The 20,548-nt window shown below is 43.6% G+C and carries 17 protein-coding genes; 9 read left to right on the top strand and 8 right to left on the bottom strand.

Annotation, left to right across the window (positions count from 1 at the left end; all coding sequences use genetic code 11):
• Positions 1–110: 110 nt before the first annotated feature.
• Complete coding sequence (locus tag AC3CH4_RS02755; RefSeq protein WP_004735078.1) at positions 111–1,016, bottom strand: hydrogen peroxide-inducible genes activator; 906 nt, start codon at positions 1,014–1,016, stop codon at positions 111–113.
• A gap of 209 nt (positions 1,017–1,225) precedes the next feature.
• Here AC3CH4_RS02755 and AC3CH4_RS02750 point away from each other — a divergent pair, with 209 nt between their 5' ends.
• The 5 genes from AC3CH4_RS02750 (at position 1,226) to AC3CH4_RS02730 (ending at position 5,259) form a co-directional block, all read left to right on the top strand.
• Positions 1,226–1,834 (top strand): peroxiredoxin C, encoded by a 609-nt coding sequence (locus AC3CH4_RS02750; protein ID WP_004735077.1) that lies wholly within the window; start codon positions 1,226–1,228, stop codon positions 1,832–1,834.
• A gap of 305 nt (positions 1,835–2,139) precedes the next feature.
• On the top strand, positions 2,140–2,892 hold the full coding sequence (locus tag AC3CH4_RS02745) for a copper homeostasis protein CutC (RefSeq protein ID WP_488543612.1): 753 nt from the start codon (positions 2,140–2,142) through the stop codon (positions 2,890–2,892).
• A 92-nt stretch (positions 2,893–2,984) separates the two neighbouring features.
• Positions 2,985–3,914 carry a LysR family transcriptional regulator gene (locus AC3CH4_RS02740; protein ID WP_488526914.1) on the top strand — a complete coding sequence of 310 codons (930 nt, stop codon included), beginning with the start codon at positions 2,985–2,987 and terminating at the stop codon, positions 3,912–3,914.
• Between the two features lie 124 nt (positions 3,915–4,038).
• On the top strand, positions 4,039–4,602 hold the full coding sequence (locus tag AC3CH4_RS02735; RefSeq protein WP_488543258.1) for a porin family protein: 564 nt from the start codon (positions 4,039–4,041) through the stop codon (positions 4,600–4,602).
• A 165-nt stretch (positions 4,603–4,767) separates the two neighbouring features.
• Positions 4,768–5,259 carry a hypothetical protein gene (locus AC3CH4_RS02730; protein ID WP_488543257.1) on the top strand — a complete coding sequence of 164 codons (492 nt, stop codon included), beginning with the start codon at positions 4,768–4,770 and terminating at the stop codon, positions 5,257–5,259.
• Positions 5,260–5,268: 9 nt separating this feature from the next.
• On the opposite strand, the gene phoU is transcribed toward AC3CH4_RS02730, so the two are convergent.
• From phoU to AC3CH4_RS02710, 4 genes are all read right to left on the bottom strand, one after another.
• Positions 5,269–5,967: a phosphate signaling complex protein PhoU gene (gene phoU, locus AC3CH4_RS02725; protein WP_004735072.1), complete on the bottom strand. Its 699-nt coding sequence runs from the start codon at positions 5,965–5,967 to the stop codon at positions 5,269–5,271.
• Positions 5,968–6,055: 88 nt separating this feature from the next.
• Positions 6,056–6,874 (bottom strand): phosphate ABC transporter ATP-binding protein PstB, encoded by an 819-nt coding sequence (pstB, locus tag AC3CH4_RS02720; RefSeq protein ID WP_004735071.1) that lies wholly within the window; start codon positions 6,872–6,874, stop codon positions 6,056–6,058.
• On the bottom strand, positions 6,875–8,584 hold the full coding sequence (gene pstA, locus AC3CH4_RS02715; protein ID WP_488543611.1) for a phosphate ABC transporter permease PstA: 1,710 nt from the start codon (positions 8,582–8,584) through the stop codon (positions 6,875–6,877). It lies immediately after the preceding gene.
• Positions 8,585–8,694: 110 nt separating this feature from the next.
• Positions 8,695–10,911 (bottom strand): ABC transporter permease subunit, encoded by a 2,217-nt coding sequence (locus AC3CH4_RS02710; RefSeq protein WP_488543256.1) that lies wholly within the window; start codon positions 10,909–10,911, stop codon positions 8,695–8,697.
• A 200-nt stretch (positions 10,912–11,111) separates the two neighbouring features.
• Here AC3CH4_RS02710 and ppk1 point away from each other — a divergent pair, with 200 nt between their 5' ends.
• A complete protein-coding gene (gene ppk1 / locus AC3CH4_RS02705) occupies positions 11,112–13,208 on the top strand; it encodes a polyphosphate kinase 1 (RefSeq protein ID WP_488543255.1) in 2,097 nt (698 codons plus the stop codon).
• On the top strand, positions 13,199–14,710 hold the full coding sequence (gene ppx / locus AC3CH4_RS02700; RefSeq protein WP_171329535.1) for an exopolyphosphatase: 1,512 nt from the start codon (positions 13,199–13,201) through the stop codon (positions 14,708–14,710). The genes ppk1 and ppx overlap by 10 nt, the downstream gene beginning before the upstream one ends.
• An 89-nt stretch (positions 14,711–14,799) precedes the next feature.
• Here the strand turns inward: ppx and AC3CH4_RS02695 are convergent, their stop codons facing one another.
• From AC3CH4_RS02695 to phoB, 3 genes are read right to left on the bottom strand one after another with little or no spacing between them, the layout of a single operon-like run.
• Positions 14,800–15,777 (bottom strand): PstS family phosphate ABC transporter substrate-binding protein, encoded by a 978-nt coding sequence (locus tag AC3CH4_RS02695; protein ID WP_171309463.1) that lies wholly within the window; start codon positions 15,775–15,777, stop codon positions 14,800–14,802.
• Complete coding sequence (phoR, locus tag AC3CH4_RS02690) at positions 15,774–17,072, bottom strand: phosphate regulon sensor histidine kinase PhoR (protein WP_017106503.1); 1,299 nt, start codon at positions 17,070–17,072, stop codon at positions 15,774–15,776. Before phoR ends, AC3CH4_RS02695 begins: the two co-directional genes overlap by 4 nt.
• 33 nt (positions 17,073–17,105) lie before the next feature.
• A complete protein-coding gene (gene phoB / locus AC3CH4_RS02685) occupies positions 17,106–17,795 on the bottom strand; it encodes a phosphate regulon transcriptional regulator PhoB (protein WP_004735064.1) in 690 nt (229 codons plus the stop codon).
• Positions 17,796–17,988: 193 nt separating this feature from the next.
• Here phoB and rdgC point away from each other — a divergent pair, with 193 nt between their 5' ends.
• Positions 17,989–18,903 carry a recombination-associated protein RdgC gene (gene rdgC / locus AC3CH4_RS02680; RefSeq protein ID WP_171317036.1) on the top strand — a complete coding sequence of 305 codons (915 nt, stop codon included), beginning with the start codon at positions 17,989–17,991 and terminating at the stop codon, positions 18,901–18,903.
• Positions 18,904–19,109: 206 nt separating this feature from the next.
• Entirely contained in the window at positions 19,110–20,528 is a 1,419-nt protein-coding gene (trhP, locus tag AC3CH4_RS02675; protein WP_017087856.1) for a prephenate-dependent tRNA uridine(34) hydroxylase TrhP, read from the top strand.
• The last annotated feature ends 20 nt before the right edge of the window (positions 20,529–20,548 follow it).

Here is a 20,548-nt window from a genome sequence, read left to right as displayed (position 1 = left end):
GCTATTGATAAATTTCCAACGCCACATTTTGTGGCGTTTTTCTTCTCAAATGAACAAACAAAAAGAGCGGCTAAAATGGCCGCTCTTTTTGTTTTGATGTTCTAGATTTTTTATAACAACTCAGAAACCACATCCGCTAATTGATGGAATGTCTCGAGACGCGAAGAGCTCGGGCGCCACACCAGACCAATATCTCGGTACGCCTGTTGGCCTGGAGGATCGATCACCACTAGGTTTTGATTTTCCAGCAAACCATGATCGATCGCCATTTGTGGAATAAAGGTAGTTCCTAAACCATTCGCCACCATTTGTACCAATGTATGTAGGCTTGTGGCGGTGAACGGGTTTATCTTCTCTTTGTCGGTTAGCTTACAGGCTGATACCGCGTGCTCGGTTAAGCAGTGCTCGTTCTCCAACAAAAATACAGACTCATCTGGCAGGTCATCGTATTTAATCGGAACACGAATGCCATCAGCTTGATTACGACTGATCACCATTCTAAAAGGATCTTGCCCAACAACTTTACTCTCCATGTTGTCGATATCGACAGGCAGAGCCAGAATCAACACATCTAACTCACCATGACGTAATGCAGCCAATAAGTTAGTCGTCGTGTCTTCACGTAACAGTAAGTTCAACTGAGGAAAACGATGATTGGCTTCTTGAACCAAATCACACAGAAGGAATGGCGCTATGGTAGGGATACACCCGACTCTTAGCTGCCCTTGCATCGCGTCTCCATTACATAGATTTCCAAGTTCGACAAGATCTTGCCCTTTCGCCAATAGCTCTCGACCGTGCTTAACCACCAGCTCACCCGCTTGCGTAAATACTAATGGGCTCTTTTTATCTTTCTTCTCATAGAGAGGACAACCAATCAGCTCTTCGAGATTTTGAATACCTTTACTTAGCGTGGATTGGCTGACGAAACAGCGATCAGCAGCATCGCTAAAGTGACGGGTTTCGTGAAGGGTAACAAGATAATGAAGCTGCTTTAGACTTGGCCATTTATTCATGAAATTACTTTGTAATATGAGTAGGATAAGTTACGTAAAGGTCAGTAGACCTAAAGACTGGGCAAAGATTAAGCTCATCGCTTTTTTCGATTAACTTAATCTATTTAATTCGCTTTTTTCTATAGTACCGATTGTACTATAGTTTGTCCCGTAGAAACGGAGCCCAAACAAAGATGTGTTGGGCCAACTAATTTTTTAGGAGATTCCAAATGGTACTAGTAGGTCGTCAAGCCCCTGACTTTACTGCAGCAGCTGTTCTAGGTAACGGCGAGATCGTTGATAACTTCAACTTCGCAGAATTCACTAAAGGTAAGAAAGCGGTAGTTTTCTTCTACCCACTAGACTTCACTTTCGTTTGTCCTTCAGAGCTAATCGCTTTCGACAACCGTCTAGAAGATTTCCAAGCTAAAGGCGTTGAAGTAATTGGTGTTTCTATCGATTCACAATTCTCTCACAACGCATGGCGTAACACTGCTATCGCTGATGGCGGTATCGGTCAAGTTAAATACCCTCTAATTGCTGACGTTAAGCACGAGATCTGCAAAGCATACGATGTTGAGCACCCAGAAGCAGGCGTTGCTTTCCGTGGTTCTTTCCTAATCGACGCTGACGGCCTTGTACGTCACCAAGTAGTTAACGATCTTCCACTAGGTCGTAACATCGACGAAATGCTACGCATGGTAGACGCACTAAACTTCCACGAGAAGAACGGTGAAGTTTGTCCTGCACAATGGGAAGAAGGCAAAGCAGGTATGGACGCATCACCAACAGGTGTTGCTGCGTTCCTATCTGAGCACGCTGACGACCTAAGCAAGTAATTACCTCTTAAGCCTGAACTCAACGCGGGTTAATGGTTGGAAGACTCTCTATAAAGAGAAATAAAGCATAAGCTAATAGCGCAAAGCGCACCGCCAATCAGTTAAGAAGTAAAGTCCTATTAAAAGCCCGAAGTTAACGCTTCGGGCTTTTTGTTTTTACACGACCTCACCACTCCCCTACCTGAAAGTGAATTGGGGTAGCGACAAAGCAAAAGTTTACCCCTATTTCCCTCTGCTAACACCTATTCAAAATCATACCTAGATTGCTATTATTTAGTCAGTATCTCTTTAAATGAGTAAACATGATGAACATCGAAATTGAAGTCTGTATCGATAACTTAGAATCTCTACACAACGCGCTGTCTGGCGGCGCGAATCGAATTGAGCTTTGCTCTTCATTGGCACTTGGCGGGTTAACTCCAAGCTTCGGAATGATGAAACAAGCGGCAAAAATTTCGTCCGTTCCTGTCTACGCGATGATACGACCAAGACAAGGCGACTTCATTTTCGATAATGACGATATGCTATGTATGCTTGAAGATATTGAAGCTTGTGCAAGTGCTGGGTTGGATGGAGTCGTACTTGGTGTATTAGCGCCGAACGGAAGTATTGATATGCCAAAAATGCATCAACTGGCTGACAAAGCGCACTCATTGAATCTTGGAATGACGTTTCATAGAGCCATAGATCAATGTACCGATTACCAAGTTGCTTTAGAACAGGTCATAGCGCTCGGCTGTGAACGGATCCTAACGTCAGGGATTGCTGCCAATGCAGAGCAAGGAATCCATGTATTAGCAGATATGGTCAAACAAGCCGATGGAAGAATCGACATCATGGCTGGGGCTGGCGTCAACGCAACGAATGCTAAGATGATTCGAAGCAATACCCAAGTGCCTGCACTTCATCTTTCAGGTAAATCGACAAGACCAAGTCTAATGGAAAGCAACTCAAGTGCTCAAATGGGCAGTGATGATATTGATGATTATCAGATCCCCGTGACGGATGCGAATAAGATATCCGATGTAAGAGCTGCCCTCACCGCTTTAGGACAATAGTCGCTACCAAAAATCGAAGAGAACCACACTGACTAATCTAACTGACTGACGTATATTAGATTAAATAGCACAGAAAATTTTCATGGATAGATATGGCTAAAGACTTATTCAGCTCTCTTGATTTAAACCTGTTACGAACATTTCTTATTGTTTATCAAGAAAAAAACACCAGAAAGGCTGCGGAACGTTTATTCGTTTCTCAGCCAGCGGTTAGCCAAGCCCTACAAAAGCTAAGACACCACTTCAATGACGACCTTTTCGTAAAGGTTCATGGAGGCTTACAACCTACGGCATTTTCAGAGCAGCTCACGAATCAAATCAAACCGTTCATGGACGGTCTATCTATCGCGATTAATACATCGAACGCTTTTGACCCGAAAGAGATTGATTACACGTTGAAAATCGCCCTATCTCCAGTGGTGCTTTCTTGTCTGTCTGGCTCACTTTTTAAAGATATAAGAGCACAAGCACCAAACGCTAAATTAAAGCTTGTTCCATGGTCAAACTCGTCTGTCTCAGATATACAAAAAGATGAGGTTTTGATGGGAGTAAGCTACCTGGGAGAAAAGACAAGTAAAGAAGTCTATACAAGGCAGCTCATTGAATTAACAGGACGTATATTTGTTAGGAAAGAGCACCCTTTAAAGCAAGACACCATAACTCCATATGACATGGCAGGGTACGAAATCGCATCATTAGTAACACCAGGTTGGAATGACAATTTTAGCTTGGCGTCTCAGATTTTAACTGACCTCTCCATCGAGCATAGTATCGGTTTTCGCAGTGAGTTGGTCATGGCTCTGATCGACGTCATTCAACATACTGATATGTACATGCCCCACTCCAACCTTTTCCCAGTAGAAAACTATCCGACATTACGCGGGATAGATGTCTCAGTCGACGGAAAAACGCTGAAGACTCCGGTCTACAGTTATTTGCACGCAAAGAATCGAAACTCACCTTTAACCAACTGGCTGTTTGACATCATACAGCGAGCTCTATTGGCTCAGAATAATAAGTAAAAATTATCAGTGAAATAAAAACAGCTACTTAGCCTAAAAGTAAAACACGGTTTAATATTAGCTCTATCAAAACGGATACTGAACTACGAAGGATCGTGCAGTTAAACCCTAAATAGAGACTAATATGAAAATTGCACTTACTACCCTTATTTCAGCTTCACTTCTTTCTGTTCCTGCTCTTGCTCTTGCTCTTGCAAACAACTTTGACAGCCAACACCGTGTTGGTATCGGTTACAACAAAACTCAAGTTGCCGACTGGCTAACAGACGACACTGTTGATTGGGGTAACGGCATCAAACTTGAATATGGTTATGAGTTTAACCGTATCGTAGGTATTAACGTTTCTTACGCAACTAACAGTGACGATGAAAGCGTTGAAGGTTTCAAAGCTGAAGTCGATGGTTACAAGTTCCAAGTTGACGCTGACATCGGTTATAAATTTGAATTAGATGGCTTCTCTTTGAAACCTTATGGTGTCCTTGGCCTAGCACGTCAAAGCGAAGATAATTCAATTAGCATCGTTGATCACAAGTGGACTGAATCATACAACGATACCAGCTTTGTTATTGGTTTAGGTGGTCGAGCTGAATTCGGACAACACCTATACACTGACATGCGCTTTGAATTCGCGAGTTACGATGACGTAGATTACGACACATTCTCATGGACTGTCGGTTACCGTTTCTAATTAATAGAAAAAGCTAGCGTCTACGCTGGCTTTTTATGATCAATCATTTCCTTGGTTTAACACCTTATCCAGGCTTTGACCGCCTTCGAGCGAAAGTTCTAAAGCCAATCTATTCAAATCAAAATTCATTGCAGCCAAGGACGGCTAATTTCTCTAGGTATTTTTATGAAGATAAAGTCTCCCCTGCTTTTAATTACCGTCCTTTCTACTTCCGTTTCAGCAAGTGGTCTTCACTTATCTCCTGAACTAAAGATTGGTTCTTATCATGGCTTTGGAATACAAGCAGGTATTACTGACGTTGCAAATCTAGGCGCCATTTACCTAAGCTACTCTCATCTTTGGTATGACAGCGACCGATACGATGAAACTGTCGATGCGTACCGCATTGGTATTCAAAATATGTTTGGAAGAAACCAGAACCATGGCTTTCAGGCGGAGATTGGTGTAGCGAGTTATGACGGTACAAAAACGCGCTCAGGCGAAGTTGAAGAGAAGACTGCACATGGTTTAAGCCTAGGCGGTGCCTACGTGTACCAAGCGACACCAATGCTTGGGCTACGTGCTGGTGTTGATATGAATATTTTTGATCACAATAAGACCTTCGTGCCTTACGACACAACAATCAACCTTAACCTTGGTGCAATAATTCGCTTCTAAAGTTCATGCCTACTTCAGTGCGTCATCTAGGCTTTGATCACCAAGATGGCGTACATCTTTGCCCTTCACAAAATAAATAATGTATTCACAGATATTTTGGCAACGATCTCCCACTCGCTCAATCGCGCGAGCTGACCACATCACTTGCAGAATGTTGGGGATGTTCTTAGGATCTTCCATCATATACGTCATTAACTGACGAATCACAGCTTCATATTCCGCATCCAGCTTATCATCAAGTTTATGTACTTCTGCCGCCGCATCTACATCCATACGAGCAAAAGCATCTAACACTTGATGCAGCATAGTAATTGCCTGACGACACAATGGCTCTAACGAGACGTGAAACTTTTGCTCTTTCGTTGAAGGGATCTCAATCGCACCTTGTGCGATTTTAGAAGCCACATCGCCAATACGTTCTAGATCAGTAATGGTTTTGATGATCGCCATAATCAAACGCAGATCTTTGGCAGTCGGCTGACGCTTCGCGATAATACGAGTACATGCTTCATCGATCGAAACTTCCATCGCATTCACTTTATGGTCGTCACGAATTACTTTTTTGGCCAGCTCCGCGTCATCTTTATGAAGCGCTTGCATCGCAAATGACAACTGCTGCTCTACCAATCCACCCATAGTTAATACGTGTGTACGGATAGATTCTAATTCGACATTAAACTGTCCTGAGATGTGGCGACCAAAATGCATGTCAGCTCCTTAAAAGAAATGAATAAAGTCGTTTATTTCAGAGTGACTTAGCTCTAGATAGCGCGAACTTAAACGTTAGCCGTACCTGTTAACCATACCGACCTGTTATGTAGTCTTCTGTTTGATTTTTCAATGGCGACGTAAAGATTGAGTCAGTATCTGAGTACTCGATCAATTTTCCCATATGGATAAATGCGGTGTGGTCACTCACGCGAGCTGCCTGCTGCATGTTATGAGTAACAATAACAACAGTGTATTGGGTTTTAAGTTCGTTGATCAACTCTTCAATCGTCAATGTCGAAATCGGATCGAGTGCCGATGTTGGCTCATCCAATAACAACACTTCAGGTTCGATGGCAACCGCACGAGCGATAACCAAACGCTGCTGTTGACCACCCGATAAACCAAAAGCGTTTTCATGCAAACGGTCTTTCACTTCATCCCACAACGCCGCGGCGCGCAGAGAGCGTTCAACTGCATCATCAAGATCTCGGCTGTTGCTCACACCTTGCAACCTCAATCCATAAACCACATTCTCATAGATAGATTTAGGGAAAGGGTTTGGGCGTTGAAACACCATGCCGACACGACGTCGTAAAGTCGCGACATCCACCTTAGGGTGATAGACGTTCTTGCCATGAAGCTTCACTTTCCCGGAAACCTTACAGCCTTCAACAAGATCATTCATGCGATTAATGCAGCGCAAAAGGGTCGACTTACCGCACCCTGACGGACCGATAAAAGCCGTCACCTGCCCCTTGGGGATCTGCATCGAGATATCATCAAGTGCTTGGCTCTCTTTATAATAAAGATTCAGCCCTTCAATCGAGATAGCAATTTGCTCATCCTTCAGGTTGTGAACATCAAGTGGTGCTTGGTAACCCAAGGTTTCATTAATCGAGAACATCTAATCTTGTCCTAAGGTTCGGTATTTTTCACGCAAGTTATTACGGATATTGATGGCTGTTAAATTCAGTCCAACGATAACCGTAACCAATAAAAATGAAGTCGCATACACTAAAGGGCGCGCCGCTTCGATATTAGATGTTTGAAAACCAACATCGTAGATATGGAAGCCTAAGTGCATGAACTTTCTCTCTAAGTGTAGATATGGGAACTGACCATCTACAGGCAGGCTTGATGCTAGCTTCACAACACCGACCAGCATTAATGGAGCCACTTCCCCTGCAGCTCTCGCAATTGCCAATATCAACCCCGTGATAATCGCAGGGCTCGCCATTGGTAAAACAATGCGCCAAAGCGTCTCAAATTGAGTGGCGCCAAGCGCCAATGAACCATGTCTTACCGAGCTAGGGATACGCGTTAAGCCCTCTTCCGTTGTGACAATAACAACGGGCAATGTTAATACCGCTAAGGTCAATGCGGACCATAACAGGCCTGGAGTACCAAATGTCGGAGCTGGCAATCGCTCTGCATAAAACAAAGAATCGATAGAACCACCGATGGTATACACAAAGAAACCTAAGCCGAATACGCCATACACAATCGACGGTACACCCGCTAAGTTAATTACAGCAATACGGATCAAACGTGTCAGTGTGTTGTTTTTTGCATATTCATGGAGATAAATAGCAGCAACGACACCAAGTGGCATCACTACGATAGACATGAGAATAACCAGCAACACAGTGCCGAAGATCGCAGGAAACACCCCTCCTTCAGAGTTTGAATCTCGTGGATTCTCTGATAAGAACTTCCAAACTTGTTTGCCCCAATGCCCAACCTTTTCAAGATAAGACATATTATTCGGGTACCAATAATCCAAGATATGACTGAGCGAAATTTCAACCTGCTCTCCTGTCATATCTTCCACCAACAAGCTTTCGACATTGAGCTGTGTTCTAAGATGCTCAAGCTTTACTTCTGCTTCCGCTAACTGGCGATTTAGTTCCAGTTTAGTTTGAGTATAGGTTTTAAGATATTCGTCGCTCACTGACTCATTGAGTTCAAGCTTACGTTTTTCTAAGCGCAGATTTTCCAATTGCCAACTGATATTGCGGATTTCTTGGTTCACAACACGCGACGTTTCTTTACGTAAAGTATCAGCGAACGCCAAGCCTTGTTCGAGTTTTTGGTCTATGTTCGAATCAAAGGTGCCAGAAGCGGTTTTAAAACCCACCGGCTTACCAAAGAAATAACCACCTCGACTTCGTTCAATCACAATCCAATCAAGCGGAGTTGTTGGTTCTCGTAAGTTAACATCCAGAATAGAAACAAAGTCCGCAGGGTACAGTTCTCTGTTGGCGACTTTGATACTCAAGCGCTGAATTAGTCCCGTCGACAGGTTTTGAGGCGACAAGAGGTCGTGTACTTGCGGAACTTGCTCTATCGGGATGTATTTACGTTCATACAACTGACCAATCAATACATCTTGCTTTGATACCGTTTCGTCCAGATCAACCACTAACGATAAGTCTTTGGAGTCAACTTGCCATTGATACAAAGGAGCTGGCCAAAAATAGGTTAAACCCTTCCAGCCAATCAACAGCATTAGGCCAAGAACAGAAAGCATACTTATGCTCACCGCCCCGCCCGTAAGCCAAATCCACGGAGAGCCTGATTTAATCCAAGACAATAATGACTTCAGTTTATTCATCATGAACGACCTTGCTCTGACGTGCTGAACCCAAGAAAGAGCCAAGTTCGTGAGATACGCTAATCAAACAGCTAACAGCCATTGATAGAGATTGAGGTGAACCTTTAAAACTACAGCGCACGATATTTATCTCTCAGTCTTTGTCTAACCCACTCAGCAACTGAGTTCACCGCGAATGTAAAGATAAACAGCAAGAGTGCAGCCAAGAACAGCAAGCGGAAATGAGAACCGCCCACCTCAGATTCTGGTAATTCAACAGCAATCGTTGCCGATAACGTTCTCATCCCTTCCAAAATATTCCAGTCAAGAATTGGGGTGTTACCTGTAGCCATCAAAACGATCATGGTTTCGCCAACCGCTCTCCCAAGTCCCATCATAACTGCTGAAAAAATACCTGGGCTAGCCGTTAATAACACCACATAGATAAGTGTCTGCCACGCCGTCGCTCCCAAAGCCAGTGAGCCATCGGATAAATGTTTTGGCACAGAGAAAATAGCGTCTTCTGCAATCGTGAAAATGGTAGGGATGACAGCGAAGCCCATAGCGAAACCAACCACCAGCGCATTACGTTGATCAAAGTCGATGCCATAGCTAGCTAAGAAGGTACGAATATCACCGTCAAACAACAAGGCTTCAATGCTGTTTCCACCAGCAAATACAGCGACCACGGTAATCATCAATACCGGAATCAATATCAAGGCGTGCCAACCATTAGCGAAGCGACTCGTCATCACCTTCGGCAAACAGTACCAAACAAGTCCAGTCAACAATGTACTTAACGGTAATAACACCATTAATGAGAAGACTGCCGTTAAATGCGTTTCGACAATTGGAGCAAACCAAAGCCCAGCCAAGAACCCTATGATAACGGTTGGAAGAGCTTCCATCAGTTCTATCGACGGCTTCACGACTCTTCGCATTCGTGGAGACATGAAGTATGCGGTGTAAATGGCCCCGAGCACAGCAACCGGCACGGCAAACATCATCGCAAACAGAGCGGCTTTGATAGTACCGAATGTGATAGGTACTAAACTGAATTTTTCTTCAAAGTCATCGTTCGCCGACGTTGATTGCCAAACGTATTGCGGCTCTGGGTAGCTTTCGTACCAGACTTTTTGCCAAAGCGATGAGAATGATATTTGCGGGTATTCATTATCGACCTTAGCCACACTGATGGCGCCATCAATCAACGTAGCCAGATGCAGTTCGTTGGCAGACATAGCCGCTAATTGTGGTGACTTATCAAATGCGCGCTCGAACAGCGACAGCTTTTCACTGGTCGTATAGTGGCTTTGTAATGTGCCATTCTTATAGAAACTATAAAAACCCTTTCTATAAGTATCGGGCAAAATAAATTGCACTTGTTCAGCAAGTTGGAAGTCTCGAATATGGGTCAGGCTACGCTTTTCATCTTTGAGTACATCGAACCACTGAGAAACCTGTCCGTCCTCATGCGTAACCAACAGCGAATAGGCCCCAGATAGTAAATCGATACTTTTCACCGAGTGCTTCGCATCATTCAAGCTAAGATCAATCACTTCACGAACATCAAAACCGTTATCTGATAACTTCAATACCACTAAATCCGATTGTGCTCGAAGATATAAGGTTTGACCATCAGGTGTGACTAACAACTGTTGCTGTAAACCCAACTTATCCGACAGCCATTGACTCTTCTGAAAAACATACTGACCAGTAACATCACTCTGGTACCACTTGACCAAAACTCGTTGATCGCTTAGCTGAGCGGCAACCGTGATACCACGTCCATTCTTAGAGAACGCGAATTTTTCGATTGTTGCTCCGTTTGATGATTCATCATTTAAAAATGGTTCAGGGAGATCGATTTGCTCAATTTTAGGTTCGGCTTCACTGCCCTTTTGCAGCACGGGCGCACTATACTCAGGGTAGAAAAAGGTAAGGTTGCTTGCGCTATCGGCAAAGGCAAACCAGTTTTCAGATGGGGTATTTCGAGAAAAAGCGATGGGGTTAGCTAAAACATTACGCTCAAAGTAAGAATGTGTATTTTGAGACTCTAAATCCCAAAACTGAACCAAACCGGATTTTTCGATAGTAAACGCATGCTGACCGTATTCATCTACGGATAAGGCGATAGGCTTTTCTACAGCAACGGTCTTCACGGCTTGGTCAGTCTCTAAACCAGTATCAGAAAATACCGGTAAAATGACCATCGCCAAGTAAACAAAGATCAGCACCAGAGCAGCTAGAACACTGACTGCACCACATGTCACCGAAAAACGGACGAGACGATCTTTCAACCATCTTTTTTTGTCGCGCTCTTTCAATGAAAATTGGGCTGAAGCCATCTGTTTATCTACCTTTTTTTAGCTACTGACATAATATGTACGTTAGATGACAATTATATTACAAGTTACGTTAAACAACTGAAACTAATAACAAGTTTGTTGACCATATTTCTTAAAGTAAGATCATAGATTTTGTGAATTTTGTCATTCTAAATTAAAGTAATCAGCTCTATAGCCAGCACTCAAGGATTATCATCTCGATGGAAAAAGACTATGTCACAAAAGAACTTAGCTGGTTATCTTTCAACGAAAGAGTACTCCAAGAAGCGGCCGACAAGTCAGTTCCCTTAATCGAAAGAGTTCGTTTTTTAGGTATTTACTCGAAAAACCTCGATGAGTTTTACAAAGTCCGATTTGCTGATGTGAAACGAAAGATCTTACTTCAAGAGCCTCAATTACCTGCCAACTCGCAGAAAACCCTGCTAACTAAAATGCAGAGCAAAGCAAGTAAGCTCGATGTTCAATTCCATGAACTGTATAGCGACTTACTATTGGAACTGGCACGCAATCGTATTTTTTTGGTCAACGAACAACAAATCAGCGAAGAACAGAGTGAGTGGATCAAAAAGTACTTTAAGAAAAAAGTGCTGCCACATTTAACTCCGTTTCTCTTGAACGAAGATAGCCAGTTACTCAATATTATCAAAGATGAACAAAGCTACTTGGCGATCGACATTGAGCAAGAGACATCTTCTCAATATGTCTTACTCGAAATCCCATCTGAAGCTCTCCCTCGATTTGTTAAGTTACCAGACACTTCGGGTTCACAGCGTACGACTTTGATCTTATTAGATAATATAGTTCGATTTTGTTTAGATGACTTGCTTAAAGGATTCTTTGAGTATGACTCCGTGCGTTGCTTTGCTATAAAAATGACTCGTGATGCCGATTATGACCTTCAAGAGAGCAATGAAAATAGTCTACTAGAATCTATGTCGTTGGGTTTAGAACAGCGCTTGACGGCACTACCGATACGCCTTATCTATGAGTCAGAAATGCCTGCTGAAATGCTCCACTTCTTACAAGTCAGACTTAAGCTGTCTGACTATGACAGTGTCATTGCGGGTGGACGCTATCATAACTTCAAACATTTCTCTGAGTTCCCAAGCCTTAATCGACGTGATTTAGTTAATCGTCCACTACCCGTGATTAAGTGCGCCCATTTTAGCCACCACCCAAACTATTTCGAAGCGATCAAAGCTCATGACATCTTGTTGCATTACCCTTATCACACCTTTAATCACATTACTGAACTCGTGAGGCAGGCTTCCTTTGACCCGAAGGTAACCTCCATAAAAATAAACGTTTACCGTGTTGCAGAAGGATCAAAACTCCTTAGCTCGATCATCGATGCGGCACACAATGGTAAAAAAGTAACTGTCGTCGTTGAGCTGCAAGCCCGCTTTGATGAGCAAGCCAATATTCAATGGACCAAGAAACTTCAAGAAGCTGGTATAAAAGTCATCCATGGCATCCCAAGTTTGAAAATCCACTCCAAACTGCTGCTCATTAAACGGAAAGAAGGCAAGCATACGGCGCATTACGCTCATATTGGCACCGGTAACTTTCATGAAGTAACAGCGCGCGTGTATACCGATTTTTCTCTGCTCACTGCGAATGAAGATTTGACTCAAGAGGTGAGACAAGTCTTTAAGTATATTGAAAACCCTTATCAAAAATCACAGTTCAAGCAACTGATTGTGTCACCAAAGAATACAAGAAAACGCCTGTATCAATTGATAGAGAATGAAATACAAAACGCGATAGAGAACAAGCCAGCAAGCATCACTCTAAAACTCAACAATTTGGTCGACCGAGAGATCATTGAGAAGCTCTATCAGGCCAGCCAAGCCAATGTAAAAGTGAGAATGGTCATTCGTGGTATGTGCTCTCTCGTACTAGGAGTCCCCAACATCAGCGAGCAGATTGAGATTGTTAGTGTGGTCGATCGTTTTCTCGAACACCCAAGAGTGATGATCTTTGGTAACGCTGGAAATCCAAAAGTCTATATCTCCTCTGCCGACTGGATGACACGAAACTTTGATCATCGCATCGAAGTTGCAGCCCCAATTTTAGATCCAAAGATCAAGCAAACCATTATCGATATCACCGAGTTTCATTTCGATGACAGCAACAAAGCCCGAGTGCTAGAGCAATCGATGAGCAACCCTTACATACAACCACCAGCAAACCCACTTGATTACCCGACGTCACAACTCTCCACTTACCACTATATTAAACGTATGGAGAAACTTGCTCGCAAGAAGTACAAACAAGAGAAGAAGTCATGCCGCTAATTGATAACAAACATTCTCGATGTATTGCCGCTATCGATTTAGGTTCGAACAGCTTTCATATGGTGGTTGCCCGAGTATTCGAACAACACCTGCAATTAGTCAGCAGACATAAACAAAAAGTGAGGTTAGGCGATGGGTTGGATGAGCGTAACTTCTTATCCGAAAGCGCTATCGAACGGGGATTGGAGTGCCTCAAGGTATTCGCAGAACGACTAGCGGATTTTGAACTTGATGATGTCAGAGTCGTCGCGACTCATACCCTAAGAAAGGCTAAAAATACCAAAGACTTCTTAGAGCAAGCTAAACCATTGTTTCCTTTTCCAATAGAGATCATCTCAGGTCAAGAAGAAGCTCGAATTATCTATAACGGCGTAGAGCACACTCAAACCGCTTCCGAGTCCAAATTAGTTATTGATATCGGTGGCGGGAGTACCGAAATCGTCGCAGGGCAAGGCTTTACACCCCAAATAATGCGTAGCTTACCGATGGGATGCGTCAGTTTTACTCAGCGCTTCTTTGCCGATGGAGGACTGACATCACAGCACTTCTCCGATGCTTATGTCTCTGCTACTCGCCTGTTGATGCCATTAATTGAAGAATATAAACAAATCTCTTGGGAAGTTGCCTTTGGCTCATCAGGGACGGCTAAATCAATAAAAGAGGTACTCATTGGCCTAGGGTTCACCGATGGTCTCATTACGCCGCAACGCCTATCCTATTTGAAGAACCACTTATGTGAATTTCCATCATCTAAGGGATTAGACCTTTCAGGTTTAAGTGATGAAAGAAAGCCGGTGTTTGCCGCTGGCGTCACCATTCTTTCAGCAGTTATGGATATGCTCAACATCAATGAATTGCATTTCTCCGATAGTGCCTTAAGAGAAGGGGTTCTTTATGACATGGAAGATCGGTTTAAAGATATTGATGTTCGAACAAGAACCGCCGAAACGCTTGTCTCTCGATACCATGTTGACGTAGTTCATGGCCAGAAAGTCAAAGCACTCGCCCTTTCATTACTGAAACAAGCGCAACCTCAGGTGAGTACTGCGGTAAATAATGAACTTTATGATCTAATTGGATGGGCTGCATTGCTTCATGAAGTTGGACAAAGTATCGCATTCCAAGGTTATCACCGTCATTCAGCTTATCTACTTAAACATACGACTATGCCCGGTTTCAATACTGAGCAGCAGCGTCTGATCTCAACATTAGTTCGCTATCAAAGAAAAGCGATTAAGCTTAGTTACTTACCGGATCTCACGCTATTCAATACAGGGCAGGTAGCGTTGTTAATTCGAATACTGAGGATAGCAATCCTGCTCAATCGACAGCGAAGCCAATCGCCAATACCGAATGTAAAATTAACCATTGAGCAAGATGAGAATTGGTGTTTAGAAGGAGATACCATCGACTGGTTAGCTGAAAATCAACTGCTTGATTATGAACTCCAAGAAGAACAACGACGCTGGCAAGATGTTGGGTGGTCGTTGAAGCTTGAATGATACGCCGACAAAATAAAAACAGCCTGCGGCTAGCAAGCTGTTTCTACGTTAGGTTTCTACGTTAAGTTTCGACGTTCATAGTACCTAAATCAGAGTCCAATTTTTGCCAACTCTTGCTCAGCAAACTCTGACGGTATCGCTAAATAGCCATCTTTCTCTACCAGTTCTTGCCCTTGCTTTGAGAACACAAAAGTGAGGAACTCTCTTTCAACAGGAGAAAGTGGTTTATCTGGGTGCTTATTCACATACACATAAAGAAAGCGAGATAGAGGGTAATCACCGCTCAAGATATTCGTTCGAGTCGGCTCTACATAATCAGAACCATACTCTGCGATAGGAATCAACTTAACACCGGCCACTCGATAACCAATACCTGAGTACCCTATCCCGCTGATTGATGAAGCGACCGACTGTACAACCGACGCAGATCCTGGCTGTTCATTAACTCGGTTCTTAAAGTCACCGCCGCATAATGCGTTTTGTTTGAAATAACCGTAGGTTCCCGAAACGGAATTACGACCAAATAGTTGGAATCTATGTTTTGCCCACGGTTGGTCGATGCCCAAATCTTGCCAATTATTTAGCGGCTTAGTCGCGCCGCAGCGCAATGTCTCTGAAAATATGCTGTCAATTTCGCGAAAATTAAGCCCCTCGATAGGATTATCACGATGTACAAAAAGACCAATCGCGTCGATAGCAACTCGAAGCGCCGTCGGCTTATAGCCATGCTCCCTTTCGAACGCTTCCACTTCTCGTAGGCGCATTGGACGACTCATCGGCCCAAGGTGAGCAGTACCTTCCGTTAATGCAGGAGGTGCAGTGGATGATCCAGAAGCCTGAACTTGAGCATTCACGTTCGGGTAGTAAGACTTAAACTCTTCAACCCATAACGTAGTCATTCCCGCTAAAGTATCCGAACCGACAGACAACAAGCTGCCAGAAATACCCGGTACCTTAGAATAATCAGGAAGAGAATCTACACCTTGCTCGGCATGTACAGGGGTAACCAAAGCTAATGCTAATAATGAACTGATGGGGAAACGCATCCTGCGTATTAAAGAACTCATGACACTGTCAGTCGGCTAGGCAGCGTGAAATGGAATCGGCTACCAACACCCACTTCACTTTGAATTTCCAAATGTGAATCATGATGACTCAACGCATGTTTAACAATCGCGAGTCCAAGACCACTACCGCCCGTATCTCGTGAGCGGGCTTTATCAACACGATAGAAACGCTCTGTAAGTCGATGCAAGTGTTGTGGTTCGATACCGTCTCCAGTGTCTGACACATCCAAACACGCGCCTTGACTGGTTTGGTACCAACGAACCTTTACGGTCGCACCAGGCGGCGTGTATTTCACTGCATTGTAAACTAGATTCGATATTGCACTTCTTAACTGATCTTCATCAGCTAATACGCGTAAGCTCTTATCAATATCAAATTCCAGCTTGTGTTCTCGCTCTCCACTGAGACTAGCGGCTTCTTTTTCAAGAACTTCCAACATCGCCGGAACGTTAACTACTTCATCCAATTCATGCATTGGCGCCGCTTCTATCTTAGAAAGAGTAAGAAGCTGATTGACCAAACTGTTCATGCGATTCAATTGCTCAGTCATCACACCATGAGCCTTAGGCCACATAGGCCCAACGACCATGTCTGGATCTTCCGTCATTTCAAGATAGCCCTGAAGTACGGTCATTGGAGTGCGTAGCTCGTGAGAAACGTTAGCGAAAAAGTTACGACGCATGCCTTCCAGTTGTTTTAGCTGAGTAACATCACGCACGACCATGAGGTGTTCGCCCTCGGTATACGGTACGATACGCAGCTCAAGCATGCGCTCCACGTTAAGTGGCGAAGGCATCTCTAACGGTTCTGAAAAGTCTTGTTTATTAAGATACTTGATGAAGTCCGGCGTGCGGATCAAGTTAGAAATCGGTTGACCTGAATCGTCTGGCCAGCGAAAACCCAGTAAATACTGAGCAAGCTTGTTACACCAAACTATATTGCCTTCACCGCGAAACACCACAACGGCATCGGGAAGGGATTCAGCACCGTTTCTGAAACGGCGAATAAGGTTGGTCAATTCTTTGCGCTTACGACGCTGTCTCTGCTGCATACGATAGATACCGTTAAACAGAGACTCCCAGTTTCCAGAGCCTGAAGGGGGTGTTAACCGCTTTTCATCCCACAACCAAGCAGACAAACGCATTTGATAGTGTAGATGCCATGCTAACTGTAATACTGTTGCAGCCAGCAATAACCAAGGTAAATAACCGAATATCCATCCGACTATAATCCAAGGTGCGTAAAAAAAAGCCAGCTCCCAAGCTAGCTTTTTCCAGGTTAACTTCTCAACCATTCAGGACTCCATAAACTGGGCAGTGAAGCCACATTAAGCCTTTGTAGAAAAACGGTAGCCTGCGCCGCGAACCGTTTGAATTAATTTGTCATGACCAGCAGATTCAAGTGCTTTGCGTAAACGTCGAATATGAACATCTACCGTACGATCTTCAACGTAAACGTTGGTACCCCAAACGTTGTTCAGTAGTTGCTCTCGACTGTATACACGCTCTTGGTGAGTCATAAAGAAATGCAGCATTTTGAATTCGGTTGGGCCCATATCAACTGGACCTTCACTTGCGGTAACGCGGTGAGATACAGGGTCTAGCTTAAGGCCTTGTACATCAATCACATCTTCTAGTGCAGTAGGCGTTACACGGCGGATAACCGCTTTCAGGCGAGCCACGAGCTCTTTTGGTGAAAATGGCTTGGTGATGTAATCATCAGCGCCCACTTCTAAACCACGCACCTTATCTTCTTCTTCGCCACGAGCCGTCAGCATCACCACTGGGATGTTGCGAGTTAACTCTTCACGCTTCATGTGCTTGATAAAGTTTATCCCGCTACCACCAGGTAGCATCCAATCTAGTAATACTAGATCTGGGAAAGGTTCACATAGCTTGTTTACCGCTGTATCGTAATCTTCAGCCTCTACTGCTTGGTAGCCTTTTTGCTCAAGTACAAAACACAACATCTCACGAATAGGTGCTTCATCTTCAACGACCAGAATCCTTCTCGACATAATTGAATAGCCTTAGTATTTAATCAACGCATTGCATTATCTGGTTTAATTATGACACTTTTGTGACCTTTGAAAACAAATTTTCATATAACTGTCTCAAACATTTCACTTTTAATTTTTATTGCAGGTATAAGACAAATGGATCGAAATCTCCTATGATGAGCGTCTTCAGATAAAGGTATGAGAAATATTTATGTGGTTTAAGAATTGCCTCGTCTATCGCTTTAATCGTGATATAGACTTCAACGCAGATCAGCTAGAGAAACAACTTGAAGAGTTCCGTTTTACCCCTTGTGGTAGCCAAGACAAACAGAAGTTTGGTTGGGTAAATGCGATGGGTAGACACGGCGATATGATGACGCACGTATCAGAAAACCGCATTCTCATCTGTGCAAAGAAAGAAGAGAAAATGCTTCCAGCTTCTGTGATCAAAGATTCATTGAATGCAAAAGTAGAAACGCTTGAAGCGGAGTCTGGTACTCCTCTGAAAAAGAAAGAGAAAGACAGCCTAAAAGAAGACATCATCATCGATCTTCTTCCTCGTGCTTTCAGCCGCAGTAACTTCACTTACGCACTGATCATGCCGAAAGAAGGCTTTATTGTAGTTGATGCTAGTAGCTACAAAAAAGCAGAAGATGTATTGGCATTGCTACGTAAGACAATGGGCAGCCTGCCAGTAGTACCTGCAATTCCAGAGCAAGCGATTGAAACAACGTTAACTGAGTGGGTTAAATCAGGTGATACGCCTCAAGGTATCACTATGCTTGATGAAGCAGAGCTTAAATCAATCCAAGAAGACGGCGGTATTGTTCGAGTTAAGAAACAAGAACTAGAAGTTGATGAGATTAAGAACCACATTGAAGCCAACAAAGTTGTGACTAAGCTTCTGATCAACTGGCAAGATCGCATTGAGTTCATTCTTGCTGAAGATGGCAGCATCAAGCGCCTGAAATTCAGTGATGAACTAAAAGATGAGAACGATGATATTCCTCGTGAAGATCAAGCTGCACGTTTTGATGCAGACTTCTCTCTACTTTGTGGTGAGTTCAGTGTTTTCCTACCAAACCTATTTGAATCATTAGGCGGGTTAACTCAACCTAACGCCTAATTTTTCCGATTTGATGCTCAGGTATCGACGATACCTGAGCTTATTTTCTTTCCTACTCCCGCTTATCAATACCTATCAACTCGCTTCTTAATACCATTGTTATCTTTAGGGCTATCAACCAAACTCATTTTAGCGTAAAATTTGCGCCCCTTTGATATCACTTGGTGGTATCAACCTGACTTGAGATCAGATTAGAGAACGAAGCAATGACTACACAAAAACCATTTGTACCTGAACTATTATCACCGGCAGGAAGCCTTAAAAACATGCGTTACGCATTCGCCTACGGCGCAGATGCAGTATACGCAGGCCAGCCACGTTACAGCCTTCGCGTTCGTAACAACGAGTTCAATCACGAAAACCTACAAATCGGTATCGATGAAGCTCATGCTCAAGGCAAAAAGTTATATGTTGTATGTAACATTCAGCCACACAACTCTAAATTAAAAACATTCATTCGCGACCTTAAGCCTGTTGTTGAGATGGGCCCAGATGCACTTATCATGTCAGACCCTGGCCTTATCATGATGGTACGTGAGTCGTTCCCTGAAATGCCGATCCACCTTTCCGTTCAAGCAAATGCTGTAAACTGGGCAACCGTAAAATTCTGGTCTACTCAAGGCGTTGAACGTGTGATCCTATCTCGTGAACTATCACTGGAAGAGATCGAAGAGATTCGCGAACACTGCCCAGAAACAGAGCTAGAGATCTTTGTTCATGGTGCACTATGCATGGCTTACTCAGGTCGTTGCCTACTTTCTGGTTACATGAACAAACGCGATCCAAACCAAGGTACTTGTACTAACGCTTGTCGTTGGGAATACAAGACAGAAGCTGCGAAAGAAGACGAAAACGGTCAGATCGTTGAAGCAAACCCAACAGGTGTTGCAATTCAAGAAGTAGAAACTCAGGGTATTGAAGTTCAAGACGAACGTCCAGATAACACTCTAGGCCTTGGCAAGCCAACTGATGAAGTCGTGTTGCTTTCTGAGTCACACAAACCTGAAGAGAAAATGGCAGCGTTTGAAGATGAGCATGGTACTTACATCATGAACTCAAAAGATCTTCGCGCAATCCAACACGTAGAGCGCTTAACTAAGATGGGTGTTCACTCATTGAAGATTGAAGGCCGCACTAAGTCTTTCTACTACTGTGCACGTACAGCACAGGTCTACCGTAAAGCTATCGATGATGCGGTAGCTGGCAAACCATTTGATGAAAGCCTTATGGGTACGCTAGAGAGCCTAGCTCACCGTGGCTACACTGAAGGCTTCTTGCGTCGCCACACTCACGACACATACCAAAACTACGAATACGGTTACTCAATCTCAGATACTCAACAATTCGTAGGTGAATTCACTGGCAACCGCCGTGGTGACTTAGCGGAAGTCGAAGTGAAGAACAAGTTCCTCGTTGGCGATAGCTTAGAAATGATGACACCAAAAGGTAACATCGTTTTCAAGTTAGAAGTTATGGAGAACCGTAAATCTCAGCCAGTAGATGACGCAAAAGGTAACGGTCACTTTGTATTTATTCCAGTACCGGCTGACCTTGACCTAGAATTTGGTTTGTTAATGCGTAACTTGAGCGCAGGCCAAGATACACGTAACGCTTCAGGTAAATAACTTTACCTCGAAACTCTACT

The sequence above is a fragment of the Vibrio sp. QJM3NY_26 genome, assembly GCF_057786005.1.
Note: the sequence above shows the minus strand (reverse complement) of the source record. Positions and strands in the feature narration are given on the sequence as shown.

Coding starts and splice junctions, on each gene's coding strand:
- ppx (WP_171329535.1), top strand. CDS start 13,199: ATGCCGCTAATTGATAACAAACATTCTCGATGTATTGCCGCTATCGAT.
- rdgC (WP_171317036.1), top strand. CDS start 17,989: ATGTGGTTTAAGAATTGCCTCGTCTATCGCTTTAATCGTGATATAGAC.
- AC3CH4_RS02730 (WP_488543257.1), top strand. CDS start 4,768: ATGAAGATAAAGTCTCCCCTGCTTTTAATTACCGTCCTTTCTACTTCC.
- phoU (WP_004735072.1), bottom strand. CDS start 5,967: ATGCATTTTGGTCGCCACATCTCAGGACAGTTTAATGTCGAATTAGAA.
- ppk1 (WP_488543255.1), top strand. CDS start 11,112: ATGGAAAAAGACTATGTCACAAAAGAACTTAGCTGGTTATCTTTCAAC.
- trhP (WP_017087856.1), top strand. CDS start 19,110: ATGACTACACAAAAACCATTTGTACCTGAACTATTATCACCGGCAGGA.
- pstA (WP_488543611.1), bottom strand. CDS start 8,584: ATGAATAAACTGAAGTCATTATTGTCTTGGATTAAATCAGGCTCTCCG.
- AC3CH4_RS02710 (WP_488543256.1), bottom strand. CDS start 10,911: ATGGCTTCAGCCCAATTTTCATTGAAAGAGCGCGACAAAAAAAGATGG.
- AC3CH4_RS02695 (WP_171309463.1), bottom strand. CDS start 15,777: ATGAGTTCTTTAATACGCAGGATGCGTTTCCCCATCAGTTCATTATTA.
- AC3CH4_RS02745 (WP_488543612.1), top strand. CDS start 2,140: ATGAACATCGAAATTGAAGTCTGTATCGATAACTTAGAATCTCTACAC.
- AC3CH4_RS02735 (WP_488543258.1), top strand. CDS start 4,039: ATGAAAATTGCACTTACTACCCTTATTTCAGCTTCACTTCTTTCTGTT.
- AC3CH4_RS02755 (WP_004735078.1), bottom strand. CDS start 1,016: ATGAATAAATGGCCAAGTCTAAAGCAGCTTCATTATCTTGTTACCCTT.
- phoB (WP_004735064.1), bottom strand. CDS start 17,795: ATGTCGAGAAGGATTCTGGTCGTTGAAGATGAAGCACCTATTCGTGAG.
- AC3CH4_RS02740 (WP_488526914.1), top strand. CDS start 2,985: ATGGCTAAAGACTTATTCAGCTCTCTTGATTTAAACCTGTTACGAACA.
- phoR (WP_017106503.1), bottom strand. CDS start 17,072: ATGGTTGAGAAGTTAACCTGGAAAAAGCTAGCTTGGGAGCTGGCTTTT.
- pstB (WP_004735071.1), bottom strand. CDS start 6,874: ATGTTCTCGATTAATGAAACCTTGGGTTACCAAGCACCACTTGATGTT.
- AC3CH4_RS02750 (WP_004735077.1), top strand. CDS start 1,226: ATGGTACTAGTAGGTCGTCAAGCCCCTGACTTTACTGCAGCAGCTGTT.